Source organism: Kitasatospora gansuensis (assembly GCF_014203705.1).
Lineage (GTDB): Bacteria > Actinomycetota > Actinomycetes > Streptomycetales > Streptomycetaceae > Kitasatospora > Kitasatospora gansuensis.
The window spans coordinates 4,797,305-4,812,204 of sequence record NZ_JACHJR010000001.1 but is presented as its reverse complement, the minus strand read 5'-3'; the positions used below and the strand labels follow the sequence as shown (position 1 = coordinate 4,812,204).

Here is a 14,900-nt window from a genome sequence, read left to right as displayed (position 1 = left end):
CACCCCGACCGCGCGTCAGCCACCCCCGGACAGAACGGAGTTCGTACTCGACCCGTGATCGGAAATGACTGTTCCCGGCCACTTCGACGCTGCTAGCGTTCGCCGTCGTTCACTTCTTCTCCCCAGGGAACCCCCATCATGAGCACCGACCTGCCCGGCCCCGCCCTCCCCGCACCGCCGGTAGCCCCCGCCCCGGCCCCGGAGGCCCCGAAGGCAGCGGGCATCGCCGTCCTCGCCGCCGTCGGCGCCGCGATCGTCGCCGGTCTGGCGTACGGCTTCATCGCCAAGGCCATCGAGCGCGAGATCGGCTGGGCCGTGATCGGCATCGCCGCCGCCGTCACCTTCACGCTGGGCAGGCTCGGCGGCCGGAACCCGGTGCTGCCGGTGGTCAGCGCGGTGCTGACCGTCTTCGGCCTGTTCTTCGGTCAGCTGTTCACCACGGCGCTGTTCGGCCACGAGGAGACCGGTCTCTCCGTCGTCGACCTGCTGACCAGCCAGCTGGACCTCACCTTCGAGGTCTGGAAGTCCGCCCGTGACTTCATGGACCTGCTGTTCTACGGCATCGCGGTGTACTTCGGCTACACCTACACCGCCAAGTTCGCCTCGTCCTGACCGCACATGCCGAAGGCCCCCGCTGCACGCAGCGGGGGCCTTCGGCATGTGACCCGGCGTCAGCGGGGCTGCGCGGGGTTGACCGTCACCTCGACGCGCTGGAACTCCTTGAGCTCCGAGTAGCCGGTGGTGGCCATCGCCCGGCGCAGCGCGCCGAACAGGTTCATGGTGCCGTCGGGGGTGTGCGACGGACCGGTGAGGATCTCGGCCGTGCTGCCCACGGTGCCGAGGTTCACCCGCTTTCCGCGCGGCAGCTCCTCGTGCACGGCCTCCATGCCCCAGTGGAAGCCCTTGCCGGGGGCGTCGGTGCCACGGGCCAGCGCGGCACCGATCATCACCGCGTCCGCGCCACAGGCGATCGCCTTGGCCAGGTCGCCGCTGTAGCCGACCCCGCCGTCCGCGATCACGTGCACGTACCGGCCGCCGGACTCGTCCATGTAGTCCCGGCGGGCGGCCGCGACATCGGCGACGGCGGTGGCCATCGGCACCTGGATGCCCAGCACGTTGCGGGTGGTGTGCGCGGCGCCGCCGCCGAAGCCGACCAGCACACCGGCGGCGCCGGTCCGCATCAGGTGCAGCGCGGCGGTGTAGGTGGCGCAGCCACCGACGATCACCGGGACGTCCAGCTCGTAGATGAACTGCTTCAGGTTCAGCGGCTCGGCCGCACCCGAGACGTGCTCGGCGGAGACCGTGGTGCCCCGGATCACGAAGACGTCCACGCCCGCGTCGACCACGGCCTTGGAGAACTCGGCGGTCCGCTGCGGCGAGAGCGCGGCGGCGGTGACCACACCGGAGTCACGCACCTCCTTGATCCGCTGCTTGATCAGCTCCGGGTCGATCGGCGCCGAGTAGATCTCCTGCAGCCGGCGGGTGGCCAGCGCCTCGTCGGAGATGGTGGCGATCTCGTCCAGCAGCGGCTGCGGGTCCTCGTACCGGGTCCACAGACCCTCCAGGTTGAGCACCCCGAGCCCGCCGAGCTGGCCGATCGCGATCGCCTGCGCGGGCGAGACCACGCTGTCCATCGGCGCCGCCAGGAACGGCAGCTCGAACCGGTAGGCGTCGATCTGCCAGGCGATCGAGACCTCCTTCGGGTCGCGGGTACGGCGGCTGGGGACGACGGCGATGTCGTCGAAGGAGTACGCCCGGCGGCCGCGCTTGCCTCGCCCGATCTCGATCTCAGTCACTTCGAGCCCTTCCTGCTGCTTGCTGGTCGCCCCAAGTATCCCGCACGTTCTCGCCCGGGCGGACACGCCGGAGGCGCGGGCGACCGATTCGCTCGGTCCCCGCGCCCCTGGTCAACCGCTCACGCAGGTGTCTAGCGCCCGTGGTAGTTCGGCGCCTCGACCGTCATCTGGATGTCGTGCGGGTGGCTCTCCTTGAGCCCCGCCGAGGTGATCCGGACGAACCGGCCCTTGGACTCCATCTCGGCGACGGTGGCCGCGCCGACGTAGCCCATGGTCTGCCGCAGACCGCCGACCAGCTGGTGCAGCACCGCCGACAGCGGGCCGCGGTACGGCACCTGGCCCTCGATGCCCTCGGGCACCAGCTTGTCGTCCGAGGAGACCTCGGCCTGGAAGTAGCGGTCCTTGGAGTACGAGCGGCCCTGGCCGCGCGACTGCATGGCGCCCAGCGAGCCCATGCCCCGGTACGACTTGAACTGCTTGCCGTTGATGAACATCAGCTCACCCGGCGACTCCTCGCAGCCCGCCAGCAGCGAACCGAGCATCACGGTGTCGGCACCGGCGGCCAGCGCCTTGCCGATGTCGCCGGAGTACTGCAGGCCGCCGTCACCGATCACCGGCACGCCGGCCGCCTGGCAGGCCACCGCGGCCTCGTAGATCGCCGTCACCTGCGGGACGCCGATGCCGGCCACCACGCGGGTGGTGCAGATCGAGCCCGGGCCGACGCCGACCTTCACGCCGTCCACGCCCGCGTCGATCAGTGCCTGGGCGCCGTCCCGGGTGGCCACGTTGCCGCCGACCACGTCGACCGCCACGGCCGCCTTGATCTTGGCGATCCAGGACAGCGCGTTGTGGCTGTGGCCGTGCGAGGTGTCCACCACCAGGAAGTCCACGCCCGCCGCGACCAGGGCCTGGGCCCGGTCGAAGGCCTCGGCGGAGGCGCCGACGGCGGCACCGACCAGCAGGCGGCCCTCGGCGTCCTTGGCGGCGTTCGGGTACTTCTCGGCCTTGACGAAGTCCTTGACCGTGATCAGGCCCTTGATCCGGCCCTCGTCGTCGACCAGCGGGAGCTTCTCGATCTTGTGACGGCGGAGCAGCGCCATCGCGTCCTCGCCGGAGATGCCGACCTTGCCGGTGATCAGCGGCATCGGGGTCATGATCTCGCGGACCTTGCGGTTGCGGTCCGACTCGAAGGCCATGTCGCGGTTGGTGACGATGCCGAGCAGCTTGCCCGCCTCGTCCGCGATCGGCACGCCGGAGATCCGGAACTTCGCACAGAGCGCGTCCGCGTCGCCCAGCGTGGTCTCCGGGCCGACCGTGATCGGGTCGGTCACCATGCCGGACTCGGAGCGCTTGACCAGGTCGACCTGGTTGGCCTGGTCCTCGATCGAGAGGTTGCGGTGCAGCACGCCGACGCCGCCCTGCCGGGCCATCGCGATCGCCATCCGGGACTCGGTCACCTTGTCCATCGCGGCCGAGAGCAGCGGGATGTTCACGCGGACGTTGCGGGAGACCCGGGAGGAGGTGTCCACCTGGTTCGGGAGCACCTCGGAGGCACCGGGCAGCAGCAGGACATCGTCGTAGGTCAGTCCGAGCATCGCGAACTTCTCGGGTACGCCTGCGGCGTTGTAGGACATGAGTGGGGACCTTCCGTGGCGGCCGTCGATCTGATCCCGCGCCCGGTGAGGGTGCCGGGCACGCTGCTCTCGAACCGGCACCAGCTAAGACCGCCAAGACACCCGGGGCCCTGGAGGAACCTCCAACGGAACCCCTCGCGCACCCGCGAAACTTTGGCGACCTGCCCAGGCGCCGATACCCCATGGTACTGGCAACCCGAATGCCGAACTCGCGCCCCCTTGACAACGCCGCGAGGGCCCGATCCCTTCCAGGTCAGGAAGGTTCCTCGGTCAGCTCGGCCAGCGCGCGCAGCCGACTGAGCGCCCGGTGCTGGGCCACCCGGACCGCGCCCGGCGACATCCCGAGCACCTCCCCGGTCTCCTCCGCCGACAGCCCGGCGGCGACCCGGAGCAGCACCAGCTCGCGCTGGCGGGCCGGCAGGTTGGAGAGCAGCTCCTTGGCCCAGGCCGCGTCGCTGCTCAGCAGCGCCCGCTCCTCGGGGCCGAGCGCGTCGTCCGGCAGCTCGGGCATGTCGTCCGGCGGGATCACGGTCGAACCGGGGCCACGCATCGCGGCCCGCTGCAGATCGGCCACCTTGTGCGCGGCGATCCCGTAGACGAAGGCCTCGAACGGGCGGCCCTCGTCCTTGTACCTGGGCAGTGCGCAGAGCACCGCCACACAGACTTCCTGGGCCACGTCGTCCACATGGTGCCTGGCGCCGCCCGGCAGCCGGACCAGCCGGCCGCGGCAGTACCGCAGCGCCAGCGGATGGACGTACGCCAACAGCGCCTCGATGGCCGGGCCTTCGCCCGCCACCGCCGCCGTGACCAGAGCGCTCAACTCGATCGAGGCCACCGATGCCGAGCGCGAACCGCCGGCGTGGGTGGATTCGTCGTCGCGCATCGGTCCATGGTGCCTGGTCGGAGCGGAAAACATGGCACCGCGTCCGGAGTTGTGCATCGGAACGTTATGCGTCTCCCCCACCGCCGCCTCCGCCCGCTGGTCCCCGAGGTGCTCCACTACTCCATGGTGCAGCCTCGGGACCGTAACGTCATACGTCTGAGCGAGCATGAGAACCCGTCGGCCGGTGAAGGCCGGTCAGCGGACCAGGCCCCAGCGGAAACCGAGCGCCACGGCGTGCGCGCGGTCCGAGGCGCCGAGCTTCTTGAACAGCCGCCTGGCGTGCGTCTTCACGGTGTCCTCGGAGAGGAACAGCTCGCGCCCGATCTCGGCGTTGCTCCGGCCGTGGCTCATCCCTTCGAGCACCTGGATCTCACGCGCCGTCAGAGTCGGTGCGGCGCCCATGTCGGGGCTGCGCAGCCGGCGCGGGGCGAGCCGCCAGGTCGGGTCGGCCAGGGCCTGGGTGACGGTGGCCCGCAGCTCGGCGCGCGAGGCGTCCTTGTGCAGGTAACCGCGCGCCCCGGCGGCGACCGCGAGCGCGACCCCGTCCAGGTCCTCGGCCACCGTGAGCATGATGATCCGGGCCCCCGGGTCGGCCGAGAGCAGCCGACGGACCGTCTCCACCCCACCCAGGCCGGGCATCCGGACATCCATCAGGACGAGATCGGAGCGGTCGGCCACCCAACGGCGGAGGACCTCCTCACCGTTCGTCGCCGTGGTCACCCGGTCGACACCGGGGACCGTCGCCACCGCGCGGCGAAGCGCCTCCCGGGCGAGGGGGGAATCGTCGCAGACGAGTACGGATGTCATGACCGTCCTCCGCAGCTGATCCGCGTCACGTTGAGCCTCCTGGCTGGTACGAATCTCTCCGACACGGCCGGATGACGAAGGACTCCGATCCGACCGACGGTCTCCCGTGGTCGTTCCCGACGTCCAGCGCCCGCTAACCGCCTCCGCACTTCCAACGACCGTCACTCGAATGAGTTACGGCTTTCAGGGCCATCTCCACCACTGTACGTGGCCGACCCGTTACCGATCAGCCGCATCGCGGTGCACACGCCGCGCATTTGTGCTGATCACACGCATGCCGCGCACCACCGGCGCTTCCGAGCATCCCCCCGCGCCCCCGGCGCCACCCGAATGCCACGCCGGTACCCGCCAAACGTCATGCCCTCTTTGTCCGGTTTTATAGCTTCTGTACGGTCATTGACTGTTGTGTGGCTGTGTGAGTGACTTGTCCCAGTGGTTGCCGTAAGTCATATTTCCAGGTGTGCATACCGGTCCATGAAGGGATACAAGAGCCATGGCAGACTTCTCCCGCCTCCCCGGCCCCAACGCAGACCTCTGGGACTGGCAGCTCTCCGCCGCCTGCCGCGGCGTGGACAGTTCGCTCTTCTTCCACCCGGAGGGCGAGCGCGGGGCCGCGCGCAGTTCGCGCGAGGCAAGCGCCAAGGAGGTCTGCATGCGCTGCCCGGTCCGGACCGAGTGCGCGGCGCACGCGCTGGCGGTCCGCGAGCCGTACGGCGTGTGGGGCGGACTGACCGAGGACGAGCGCGAGGAACTGATGGGCCGTTCGCGCAACAGGCTGGTCGAGGTGCCGCTCACCCTGCCGGCCACCATCAGGCGCTGACCCTGCGTCAGGCAGCGAAGAAACGTTTCATCAACGAACCCTGCCCCGGCTACCGGCCGGCGGCCGCCCCGGCGAGCTGATCCAGCATCAGCGCCACGGCCGGGACCTCCGCCAGATCCGGCAGGGTCAGTGCGACCACCTGCCGCACCGCCGGGGCACCCGAGGCGGCCCGCACCGGTACGGCGGCCACCCCCGAGTGCCGCACCGCCTCCAGCGCGAGGCCCGGCAGCACCGCGACCCCGAGCCCGGCCGCCACCAGGCCGACCACCGCCGGGTAGTCGTCGGTGGCGAAGTCGATCCGCGGCTCGAAGCCCGCCCCCGCACACAGCTCCACCAGATGCCCCCGACACTGCGGACAGCCCGCGATCCACTGCTCGGCCGCCAGCTCCGCCAGGTCCACCGGCCTGCTCTCGTCCCGGCCCGCCAACGGGTGGCCGATCGGGAGCAGGCCGATCAGCGGGTCGTCCAGCAGCGGCCGGACCACCAGGTCCGACCAGTCGTTCGCGGCCTGGCTGGCGGCCGCCTCCAGGGTCGCCTCGGCCCGCGCCTCCCGGGCCGTGGTGTGCGGGGCGGGCAGCGTGGCCCCGCCGTGCGAGTCCGGGTACCGGAACGCCAACGCCACCTCGCACTCGCCGCCCCGCAGCATCGCCAGCGACTCCGGCGGCTCCGCCTCCACCAGCGACACGCGGACCCCCGGACGGGCGCCCCGCAGACGGGCGACCGCCGGCGGCACCAGGGTGGAACTCGCGGTCGGGAACGACACCAACCGCACCCGCCCGGCCCGCAGCCCCGTGATCGCGGCCACCTCCTCCTCGGCGGCCGACAGGCCGGAGAGGATGCCGTTCGCGTGCTTCAACAGCACCTGACCCGCCTCGGTCAGCTGCATCCCCTTGCCCGACCGGGCCACCAGCGGGGTGGCCACCGACTTCTCCAGCGCCTTCATCTGCTGGCTCACCGCGGGCTGCGTACAGCCCAGCTCCCGGGCGGCGGCGGAGAACGAACCGCTGCGGGCGACGGCGCGCAGGACACGGAGATGGCGGGCCTCGATCATGCTTCAGTTATAAAGCAAAGCTCCGGTTGCACTTTCCAGGGGCTCGGGGAACTGCGAGGAGGTCTGGCGCCGGGGTCACTGCGAAAGTGCCTGACCTTCTACGCACGGATCACCATTTCCGAGGTCGGCGTCGCAGTTCCCCGAGCCCCTGACCGTAGACGGCTGAGCAAATGCCGCGGGCCCGGCTCACCGAAGTGAACCGGGCCCGCGGGTGACTGATCAGGCGTCAGTGCGAGTGGCCGTGGCCGCCGTGGCTGGCGGGCTCCTCGTCGGCCGGCTTCTCGACCACGAGGGTCTCGGTGGTGAGCAGCAGGGACGCGATGGAGGCCGCGTTCTCCAGGGCGGAGCGGGTGACCTTGACCGGGTCGATGACGCCGGCCTTCAGCAGGTCGCCGTACTCGCCGGTGGCGGCGTTGAAGCCGTGACCGTTCTCGAGCTCCGCGACCTTGTGGGTGATGACGTAGCCCTCGAGGCCGGCGTTCTGGGCGATCCAGCGCAGCGGCTCGGCGAGCGCCTTGCGGACCACGGCGACACCGGTCGCCTCGTCGCCGGTCAGGCCGAGGCCGCCGTCGAGCACCTTCTGGGCGTGCACGAGGGAGGCGCCGCCACCGGCGACGATGCCCTCCTCGACCGCCGCGCGGGTCGCCGAGATGGCGTCCTCGAGACGGTGCTTGCGCTCCTTGAGCTCGACCTCGGTGGCCGCGCCGACCTTGATCACGCAGACGCCACCGGCCAGCTTGGCCAGGCGCTCCTGCAGCTTCTCGCGGTCCCAGTCCGAGTCGGTGTTGGCGATCTCGGCCTTGATCTGGTTCACGCGACCGGCGACGGCGTCCGTGTCACCGGCACCGTCGACGACCGTGGTGTCGTCCTTGGTGATGGTGATGCGGCGGGCGGTGCCGAGCACGTCCAGACCGGCCTGGTCGAGCTTGAGGCCGACCTCCTCGGAGATGACGGTGGCACCGGTGAGGGTGGCCAGGTCGCCGAGGATGGCCTTGCGGCGGTCGCCGAAGCCGGGGGCCTTCACCGCGACGGCGTTGAAGGTGCCACGGATCTTGTTGACCACGAGGGTGGAGAGCGCCTCGCCGTCCACGTCCTCGGCGATGATCAGCAGCGGCTTGGAGGTGCCGCCCTGCAGGATCTTCTCGAGCAGCGGGAGGAGCTCCTGGATGCTGGAGATCTTGCCCTGGTTGATCAGGATGTACGGGTCCTCGAGGACCGCTTCCTGACGCTCGGCGTCGGTGACGAAGTACGGCGACAGGTAGCCCTTGTCGAACTGCATACCCTCGGTGAAGTCGAGCTCCACGCCGAAGGTGTTCGACTCCTCGACGGTGATGACACCGTCCTTGCCGACCTTGTCGATCGCCTCGGCGATCAGGTCGCCGACCTGCTGGTCCTGGGCGGACAGGGACGCGACGGCGGCCACGTCCTCCTTGCCCTCGATCTCCCGGGCGCTGGCGAGCAGGTGCGCGGAGACGGCGGCGACGGCCTTGTCGATGCCCTTCTTCAGGGCGGCCGGGCCGGCGCCCGCGGCGACGTTCCGCAGACCCTCGTTGACCAGGGCCTGAGCCAGCACGGTGGCGGTGGTGGTGCCGTCACCCGCGACGTCGTTGGTCTTGGTGGCGACCTCCTTGACGAGCTGCGCGCCAAGGTTCTCGTACGGGTCGTCCAGCTCGATCTCACGGGCGATGGTGACGCCGTCGTTCGTGATGGTCGGGGCGCCGAACTTCTTGTCGATGACGACGTTGCGGCCCTTGGGACCGATGGTCACCTTGACGGTGTCGGCCAGCTTGTTCACGCCACGCTCGAGCGAGCGGCGGGCGTCCTCGTCGAACTGCAGGATCTTCGGCATGATTCCGTTTCCTAAAGGGGTCTACTGACGACGTGAGCCAACAACCGCGCCCCGGGCCCCTGTCACTGGTGACAAGAATCCGGGGCGGGCTGGTACGTCTTACTTCTCGATGATGGCGAGAACGTCGCGCGCCGAGAGAACCAGGTATTCCTCACCCTGGTACTTGACCTCGGTGCCGCCGTACTTCGAGTACAGGACGATGTCGCCGACGGCGACGTCCAGCGGGAGACGCTGGCCGTCCTCGAAGCGACCCGGGCCGACGGCCAGGACGACGCCCTCCTGGGGCTTCTCCTTCGCCGTGTCCGGGATGACCAGGCCGGAGGCCGTGGTGGTCTCGGCGTCGAGCGGCTGGACCACGATGCGGTCCTCGAGCGGCTTGATGGCAACCTTGCTGCTGGCGGTCACGTCCGAGCTCCCCTTCGGAGATTACGGGGTTGTTCTTCAGGTAGGTGGCGATGGGAACGGGTCTGCCGTCGCGGGGGTCAGACTCGCTTCATCGCGTTAGCACTCACCCGGTGGGGAGTGCCAGGAACGACCATAGGCGGCCGTTAGCACTCAGTCAACCAGAGTGCCAACGGCGTGGCCCGGAGAACCGCCGGAACCGAGCAGCCGTACTACGACCGCAAGCCCGAACCGCTGCCTCGACCCAGCAGGCCCGCCGCAGCCGCAGCGGCCGGTGCAACTGATCCGGAGCGGCAGAATGGGCCCGTGGAGATCGAATCGTTCCGGGCCCTGCTGACCGACCAGGGGCAGGCACTGCTCGCCGAACTGCGGGAGTTCAAGCCCGGCGAGGAGCTCGCGCTGGCCACCCGGCTGCGCAAGGAGCACCCGGCCGAGCTGGTCAGCGCGGCGCTCGCGCAGGCGGGGCTGCGGCAGCGGGCCAGGGCGAAGTTCGGCGTGGACGCCGACGCGCTGTACTTCACCCCGAACGGGGTCGAGCAGGCCACCCGCCGCAGCGTGGCCGAGTGGCGGGCGCAGCGGTTCGCCGCGCTCGGCGTGAAGCGGCTGGCCGACCTGTGCTGCGGGATCGGCGGCGACGCGATCGCGCTGGCCCGGGCCGGGATCGCCGTGCTGGCGGTGGACCGGGACGAGCTGACCTGCGCGGTGGCCGCGGCGAACGCCGCCGCGCTGGGCCTGGGCGAGCTGATCGAGGTCCGGCAGGCGGACGTCACCGAGGTGGACGTCACCGGCTACGACGCGGTCTTCACCGACCCGGCGCGCCGGACGGCGCGCGGGCGGGTCTTCGACCCGGAGGCGTACTCCCCGCCGCTCTCCTGGGCGATCGAGGCGGCCCGCCGCACTCCGTACGGGGCGCTCAAGGTGGCGCCCGGCATCCCGCACGCGCTGGTGCCGGACGGCGCCGAGGCGGAGTGGGTGTCGGACCACGGGGAGGTCAAGGAGGCGGTGCTCTGGTTCGGCACCGGGGCCACCGAGCCGCACCGGGCCACCCTGCTGCCGGGCCCGCACACCCTGACGGGCGGTCACCTCCCCGACCCGGCGGCCGGACCGGTCGGGCGCTACCTGTACGAGCCGGACGGCGCGGTGATCCGGGCCCACCAGGTGGCCGAGGTGGCCGCGCAGGTGGACGGCCGGCTGATCGACCCGATGATCGCCTACCTGACCTCGGACCGGCTGGTCGCGACGCCGTACGCGCACGCGTACGAGCTGACCGACGTGCTGCCGTTCCACATCAAGAAGCTCAAGGCACTCCTGAAGGAACGGCGGGTCGGCACCGTGGTGATCAAGAAGCGCGGCATCGCGATCACCCCCGAGGACCTGCGGAAGCAGCTCAAGCCCAGCGGGCCGAACACCGTCACGGTGATCCTCTGCCGGACCGACCGGGGCCCGCTGATGATGCTGGGTCAGCCGGTGACGCCGGGTCAGCCGGCCTGGATGTAGTCCTCCAGCCGGGCCACCGCGAAGCCCTGCTCCTGGATCCGGCGCAGCATCTCGGCGAACATCTCGGTCATCGTCTCGCCCTTGAGGTCCTTGGGTCCCCGGAAGTGCGCCAGCACGATGTCGCCCGCCTTGAGCTTCTTGTCGGCGGCCTGGTACTGCATGTCGTGGATCTGCATCGACTCGCGCCACAGCACGATCGCGCGCGGGCCGCACTGCTGCACCGAGGTGTTCAGCTGCGGGGTGTGCGCGCCGTCGCCGTACGGCGGGCGGAACAGCAGCGGGGCCTTGCCGTACTGCTGGGTGAGCGCGGTCTGGGCGTCGCAGACCTCGGACTTCTGCTTCTCCGCCGAGACCTTGCTGAGCTGGGCGTGGTCGGTGGTGTGGTTGTGCACCTGGTTGCCGAGCGCCTGGAGTGGCTTGAAGTAGCCGTAGTTGTCCTTGACGATGTCCCGGGTCAGGAACATCGAGATCGGGATCTTCAGGTCGGTGATCATCTCGACGAACTTCGGGTCCTTCTCGGCCCCGTCGTCGATGGTCACGAAGACCACCTTGTCCTTGGTCGGCACCTCGCTGAAGACCGGCACCGGGCCGGTGGCGGTGAGCTTGACCGGCTTGTCGGCCGGTGCGGCGGGGGCCGGCGGAAGCGCCGTCAGCCCCCACTTGGCCCACTTGTCGGACGCCGGGGACGCCGGGCTCGCGACGGCTGACGGTGACTCAGCGGCCTTGCCGCCCGAGGAGGTCGGCACCGGCGGACTGGCCGGGGTCTGCGCCGCCCCTGCGCTGCATCCGGCCACCAGGGCCATGGCCACGGCCACCAGGACGTACGTCTTCTTCACCGTGCTCCCCGTCGTTCAGCGAACTCCCAGGAAGGCTACTCGACGTGCTCGCTGGTGAACCCCCACCGATGGACGGGGCGCGCCAGCAGCACGGCCGGCGGGTCGGCGACCAGCAGCGGCTCGCCCTCCCACCAGGTGATCAGCAGCACCCGGTCACCGGCGGCCGCGAACAGCTCGGTCCGCACCAGCCCGGCCGAGCCGCGCAGCACGGGCAGCACGAACTCCCGTACCCAGTCGGAGAGTTCGGCGGCCCGGCCGGCGGCGGCCCGGGCCTCCCACATCTGCGCCAGGGTCACCGCAGCGCCTCGTGCGCGGCCGCGTGCAGGTCGGTGTGCGGGACGGAGACCTCGGTGACCGGCAGCGAGGAGTCGGCCGACAGGTCGAAGGAGGAGGGCGCGCGGTCCCGCCAGACCATCTCGGAGCCGAGCGCCGCCACCATCGCGCCGTTGTCGGTGCACAGGCCGGGGCGCGGCACCCGGAGCACGATGCCCGCCTTGTCGCAGCGCTGCTGGGCCATCTCGCGCAGCCGGGAGTTGGCCGCCACCCCGCCGCCGATCATCAGGTGGTCGACGCCGTTGGCCTTGCAGGCCTTGACCGCCTTGCGGGTCAGCACGTCGGTGACCGCCTCCTGGAAGGAGGCCGCCACGTCGGCGATCGGCACCGTCTCGCCCGCGCGCCGCTTGGCCTCGACCCAGCGGGCCACCGCGGTCTTCAGGCCGGAGAACGAGAAGTCGTACTCCGGGTCCTTCGGGCCGCTCAGCCCGCGCGGGAACTTGATCGCCTTCGGGTCGCCGTCCCTGGCCATCCGGTCCACCACCGGACCACCGGGGAAGCCGAGCCCGAGCACCCGGGCGATCTTGTCGAAGGCCTCGCCGGCCGCGTCGTCGATGGTCGAGCCGAGCGGGCGGACGTCGGTGGTGATGTCCTCGCTGAGCAGCAGCGAGGAGTGCCCGCCGGAGACCAGCAGCGCCATGGTGGGCTGCGGCAGCCGGCCGTGCTCCAGCTGGTCCACGCAGATGTGCGAGGCCAGGTGGTTCACCCCGTACAGCGGCTTGTCCAGCGCCCAGGCGTACGCCTTCGCCGCCGAGACGCCGACCAGCAGCGCACCGGCCAGGCCCGGGCCGGCCGTGACGGCGATGCCGTCCAGGTCGGAGCCCTTGATCCCGGCGGTGTCCAGCGCGCGCTGGATGGTCGGGACCATCGCCTCCAGGTGCGCCCGGCTGGCGATCTCCGGCACCACGCCACCGAACCGGGCGTGGTCGTTGACGCTGGAGGCGACGGCGTCGGCCAGCAGGGTGGTGCCCCGGACGATGCCGACACCGGTCTCGTCGCAGGAGGTCTCGATACCGAGGACCAACGGTTCGTCAGCCATCGGCCGGCTCCTTGGGGTTGTCCAGACGCATCACCAGAGCGTCCACGTTGGCGGGTTGGTAGTAGCCGCGGCGGATGCCGACCGGCTCGAAGCCGAAGCGCTCGTACAGCCGCTGGGCGCGCGGGTTGTCCATCCGCACCTCCAGCAGCAGTTCGGCGCACTGCCGCCGGGCGGCCTCAGCCACCAGGTCGGCGAGCAGCCGGGCACCGAGCCCGGCGCCCTGCTGGTCCTCGGCGACCGCGATGGTCTGCACGTCGCCCTCGGCGCCGACGGCCATCAGCCCGGCGTAGCCGACGACGGCGCCGTCCCCGTCGACCGCGACCGTGTAGTGCCGGGTGCCGCCGGGGCCGGTGTCGGCCAGTTCGGACCAGTACATGCCGCGCGACCAGGCGTCCTCGGGGAAGAGCCGGAGCTCCAGTTCCATCACCGGCTCGATGTCCCACCAGCGCATCGGCCGCAGCCGGGCGGCGGTCATGCCGGGAGCACCGCCTTGTAGCCGGCGGGCACCTGGGCGTCCGGGCGGCGCAGGTAGAGCGGCACGCAGGGCAGCAGCTCCCGCCCGGCGGCCAGCTCCCGGGCCGCGAAGTCGGCCAGCCAGCCGGCCGACACGTGCTCGGGCCCGGTCACCTGCGGGAAGCTCTCGGGGTACAGCAGCGCACCCGCGCCGACCGCGACCGCCTCGGCGGTCAGCTCGGCGGCCCGGCCCACCTCGGGGCCCGCCGTCCGGCGCTTGTCCGCGTCGTACGAGGCCCAGTAGACCTCCTTGCGGCGGGCGTCGGTGGCCACCGTGAACGGTCCGGTCACCTCGGCCTGGTGCGCGATCGCGTCCAGCGTGCAGACGCCGTGCACCGGCAGGCCGAGCGCGTGGCCGAGGGTGGCCGCGGTGACCAGACCGACCCGCAGGCCGGTGTACGGGCCCGGGCCGACGCCGACCGCGATGCCGGTCAGCGCGTGCTTGTCGACACCCGCCTCCCGCAGCACCCGGTCGATCGAGGGCATCAGCAGTTCCCCGTGCCGTCGGGCATCCACCTGGTGGGCCTCGGCCAGCACCTTGGTGCCGTCGTGGACGGCGGCCGTGACGGCGGGGGTGGCGGTGTCGAACGCAAGCAGCAGCACGGGGTCAAGGTTAAGGGGTGCGCCGGGGTCGGTATTTCATACCGGGCCGGAACACACGGCCACGACGGTCCGGACGGGCGCACCGGACCTGGCACCATGGGCGGACAGCACGAGCGGGTACGAGCCTGGCAGGAGCAGACGTGTCACGTCCTGGAGTGGTGGTCACCGGTCTGACCCTGGCGGCGCTGGCGGCGGTCGGCCTGCTGGCCTTCCAGGCCAACGGCGCGGCCACCAGGACCACCGAGGCCAAGCCCTCCGCGAGCGCCTCCGCCACCCCGACCCCGAGCGTCTCCGCCACCCCCACGGCGCCCGCCCTGCCCGCCTCCTCCGGCACCGGCCGACGGGTGGTCTACTCGGCGGGCAGCCACTACGTCTGGCTGGTCGACCCGAAGAAGACCCCACCGACCCAGTCCGCCTTCCCGGTCACCCCGGGCTCGGTCGAGCCCGCGCCCGGCAGCTACACGGTCTACAGCCGGACGGCCACCGGCATGGGCACCGACGGCCGCCAGATCGAGCACGTGGTCCGGTTCACCCAGCAGAACACCGTGGTCTTCGGCTTCAGCGCCGCCCTGGACGGGGCCACCCCGCCGGCCGATCCGAAGACCAAGACCGGCGGCATCCGCTCCGGCCGGGCCGACAGCCAGACCCTCTGGGACTTCGCGCCGAACGGGACCAAGGTCGTGGTGATCCCCTAAGCGGCCTTCTTGGCCTCGGGCTCAATGGCCGGGGCCTTCGGCGGCGTGGAGACCGCGCGGGCGGCCGCGGCGGCGGCGAGCAGCGCCCGCATCGGGGCCTGCGGATCCGGCGTCGGAGCTGGCTTCGTGCTGGACATGATGT

General features: G+C 71.3%; 17 protein-coding genes. 4 read left to right on the top strand and 13 right to left on the bottom strand.

Annotated features, from left to right (window positions below; genetic code table 11):
• Window positions 1-138 precede the first annotated feature (138 nt).
• A complete protein-coding gene (locus F4556_RS21605; protein ID WP_184918634.1) occupies window positions 139-612 on the top strand; it encodes a hypothetical protein in 474 nt (157 codons plus the stop codon).
• A 59-nt stretch (window positions 613-671) separates the two neighbouring features.
• Here the strand turns inward: F4556_RS21605 and F4556_RS21600 are convergent, their stop codons facing one another.
• The 4 genes from F4556_RS21600 to F4556_RS21585 form a co-directional block, all read right to left on the bottom strand.
• The gene (locus tag F4556_RS21600) at window positions 672-1,796 is read right to left on the bottom strand and encodes a GuaB3 family IMP dehydrogenase-related protein (protein WP_184918631.1); all 1,125 of its coding nucleotides are present in this window, start codon (window positions 1,794-1,796) and stop codon (window positions 672-674) included.
• Between the two features lie 131 nt (window positions 1,797-1,927).
• On the bottom strand, window positions 1,928-3,430 hold the full coding sequence (gene guaB, locus F4556_RS21595; protein WP_184918629.1) for an IMP dehydrogenase: 1,503 nt from the start codon (window positions 3,428-3,430) through the stop codon (window positions 1,928-1,930).
• A 253-nt stretch (window positions 3,431-3,683) separates the two neighbouring features.
• Complete coding sequence (gene shbA, locus F4556_RS21590; protein ID WP_281403658.1) at window positions 3,684-4,313, bottom strand: RNA polymerase sigma factor ShbA; 630 nt, start codon at window positions 4,311-4,313, stop codon at window positions 3,684-3,686.
• Window positions 4,314-4,508: 195 nt separating this feature from the next.
• The gene (locus F4556_RS21585) at window positions 4,509-5,120 is read right to left on the bottom strand and encodes a response regulator transcription factor (protein ID WP_014136228.1); all 612 of its coding nucleotides are present in this window, start codon (window positions 5,118-5,120) and stop codon (window positions 4,509-4,511) included.
• 493 nt (window positions 5,121-5,613) lie between these two features.
• On the opposite strand from F4556_RS21585, the gene F4556_RS21580 reads away from it, so the two are divergent.
• Window positions 5,614-5,940, top strand: a complete 327-nt coding sequence (locus F4556_RS21580; protein WP_057231235.1) for a WhiB family transcriptional regulator — start codon at window positions 5,614-5,616, stop codon at window positions 5,938-5,940.
• A 49-nt stretch (window positions 5,941-5,989) separates the two neighbouring features.
• Here the strand turns inward: F4556_RS21580 and F4556_RS21575 are convergent, their stop codons facing one another.
• The 3 genes from F4556_RS21575 to groES form a co-directional block, all read right to left on the bottom strand.
• Window positions 5,990-6,991 carry a LysR family transcriptional regulator gene (locus tag F4556_RS21575; protein WP_184918625.1) on the bottom strand — a complete coding sequence of 334 codons (1,002 nt, stop codon included), beginning with the start codon at window positions 6,989-6,991 and terminating at the stop codon, window positions 5,990-5,992.
• 226 nt (window positions 6,992-7,217) lie between these two features.
• Complete coding sequence (groL, locus tag F4556_RS21570; RefSeq protein WP_184918623.1) at window positions 7,218-8,840, bottom strand: chaperonin GroEL; 1,623 nt, start codon at window positions 8,838-8,840, stop codon at window positions 7,218-7,220.
• Window positions 8,841-8,939: 99 nt separating this feature from the next.
• The gene (gene groES, locus F4556_RS21565) at window positions 8,940-9,245 is read right to left on the bottom strand and encodes a co-chaperone GroES (protein WP_057231242.1); all 306 of its coding nucleotides are present in this window, start codon (window positions 9,243-9,245) and stop codon (window positions 8,940-8,942) included.
• 303 nt (window positions 9,246-9,548) lie between these two features.
• On the opposite strand from groES, the gene F4556_RS21560 reads away from it, so the two are divergent.
• Complete coding sequence (locus tag F4556_RS21560) at window positions 9,549-10,739, top strand: class I SAM-dependent methyltransferase (RefSeq protein ID WP_184918621.1); 1,191 nt, start codon at window positions 9,549-9,551, stop codon at window positions 10,737-10,739.
• Here F4556_RS21560 and F4556_RS21555 read toward each other — a convergent pair.
• Genes F4556_RS21555 through tsaB form a run of 5 tightly spaced genes read right to left on the bottom strand, consistent with a single transcriptional unit; the run spans window position 10,721 to window position 14,063 of the window.
• A complete protein-coding gene (locus F4556_RS21555; RefSeq protein WP_313068456.1) occupies window positions 10,721-11,575 on the bottom strand; it encodes a polysaccharide deacetylase family protein in 855 nt (284 codons plus the stop codon). The two genes, F4556_RS21560 and F4556_RS21555, sit on opposite strands and share 19 nt — an antisense overlap.
• A 35-nt stretch (window positions 11,576-11,610) precedes the next feature.
• The gene (locus tag F4556_RS21550) at window positions 11,611-11,871 is read right to left on the bottom strand and encodes a hypothetical protein (RefSeq protein WP_184918619.1); all 261 of its coding nucleotides are present in this window, start codon (window positions 11,869-11,871) and stop codon (window positions 11,611-11,613) included.
• A complete protein-coding gene (gene tsaD, locus F4556_RS21545) occupies window positions 11,868-12,947 on the bottom strand; it encodes a tRNA (adenosine(37)-N6)-threonylcarbamoyltransferase complex transferase subunit TsaD (RefSeq protein WP_184918617.1) in 1,080 nt (359 codons plus the stop codon). Before tsaD ends, F4556_RS21550 begins: the two co-directional genes overlap by 4 nt.
• Window positions 12,940-13,422: a ribosomal protein S18-alanine N-acetyltransferase gene (gene rimI, locus F4556_RS21540; protein WP_184918615.1), complete on the bottom strand. Its 483-nt coding sequence runs from the start codon at window positions 13,420-13,422 to the stop codon at window positions 12,940-12,942. The genes tsaD and rimI overlap by 8 nt, the downstream gene beginning before the upstream one ends.
• Entirely contained in the window at window positions 13,419-14,063 is a 645-nt protein-coding gene (gene tsaB, locus F4556_RS21535; RefSeq protein WP_184918613.1) for a tRNA (adenosine(37)-N6)-threonylcarbamoyltransferase complex dimerization subunit type 1 TsaB, read from the bottom strand. The genes rimI and tsaB overlap by 4 nt, the downstream gene beginning before the upstream one ends.
• A 140-nt stretch (window positions 14,064-14,203) precedes the next feature.
• Here tsaB and F4556_RS21530 point away from each other — a divergent pair, with 140 nt between their 5' ends.
• A complete protein-coding gene (locus tag F4556_RS21530; RefSeq protein WP_184918611.1) occupies window positions 14,204-14,758 on the top strand; it encodes a hypothetical protein in 555 nt (184 codons plus the stop codon).
• Here F4556_RS21530 and F4556_RS21525 read toward each other — a convergent pair.
• A complete protein-coding gene (locus F4556_RS21525; RefSeq protein WP_184918609.1) occupies window positions 14,755-14,895 on the bottom strand; it encodes a hypothetical protein in 141 nt (46 codons plus the stop codon). The two genes, F4556_RS21530 and F4556_RS21525, sit on opposite strands and share 4 nt — an antisense overlap.
• Between the last annotated feature and the right edge of the window lie 5 nt (window positions 14,896-14,900).

What these genes read in the sequence shown, in the direction of transcription:
- guaB (WP_184918629.1), bottom strand. Translation starts at nt 3,430, where the DNA reads ATGTCCTACAACGCCGCAGGCGTACCCGAGAAGTTCGCGATGCTCGGA.
- F4556_RS21580 (WP_057231235.1), top strand. Translation starts at nt 5,614, where the DNA reads ATGGCAGACTTCTCCCGCCTCCCCGGCCCCAACGCAGACCTCTGGGAC.
- F4556_RS21525 (WP_184918609.1), bottom strand. Translation starts at nt 14,895, where the DNA reads ATGTCCAGCACGAAGCCAGCTCCGACGCCGGATCCGCAGGCCCCGATG.
- rimI (WP_184918615.1), bottom strand. Translation starts at nt 13,422, where the DNA reads ATGACCGCCGCCCGGCTGCGGCCGATGCGCTGGTGGGACATCGAGCCG.
- tsaD (WP_184918617.1), bottom strand. Translation starts at nt 12,947, where the DNA reads ATGGCTGACGAACCGTTGGTCCTCGGTATCGAGACCTCCTGCGACGAG.
- shbA (WP_281403658.1), bottom strand. Translation starts at nt 4,313, where the DNA reads ATGCGCGACGACGAATCCACCCACGCCGGCGGTTCGCGCTCGGCATCG.
- F4556_RS21575 (WP_184918625.1), bottom strand. Translation starts at nt 6,991, where the DNA reads ATGATCGAGGCCCGCCATCTCCGTGTCCTGCGCGCCGTCGCCCGCAGC.
- F4556_RS21605 (WP_184918634.1), top strand. Translation starts at nt 139, where the DNA reads ATGAGCACCGACCTGCCCGGCCCCGCCCTCCCCGCACCGCCGGTAGCC.
- groL (WP_184918623.1), bottom strand. Translation starts at nt 8,840, where the DNA reads ATGCCGAAGATCCTGCAGTTCGACGAGGACGCCCGCCGCTCGCTCGAG.
- F4556_RS21585 (WP_014136228.1), bottom strand. Translation starts at nt 5,120, where the DNA reads ATGACATCCGTACTCGTCTGCGACGATTCCCCCCTCGCCCGGGAGGCG.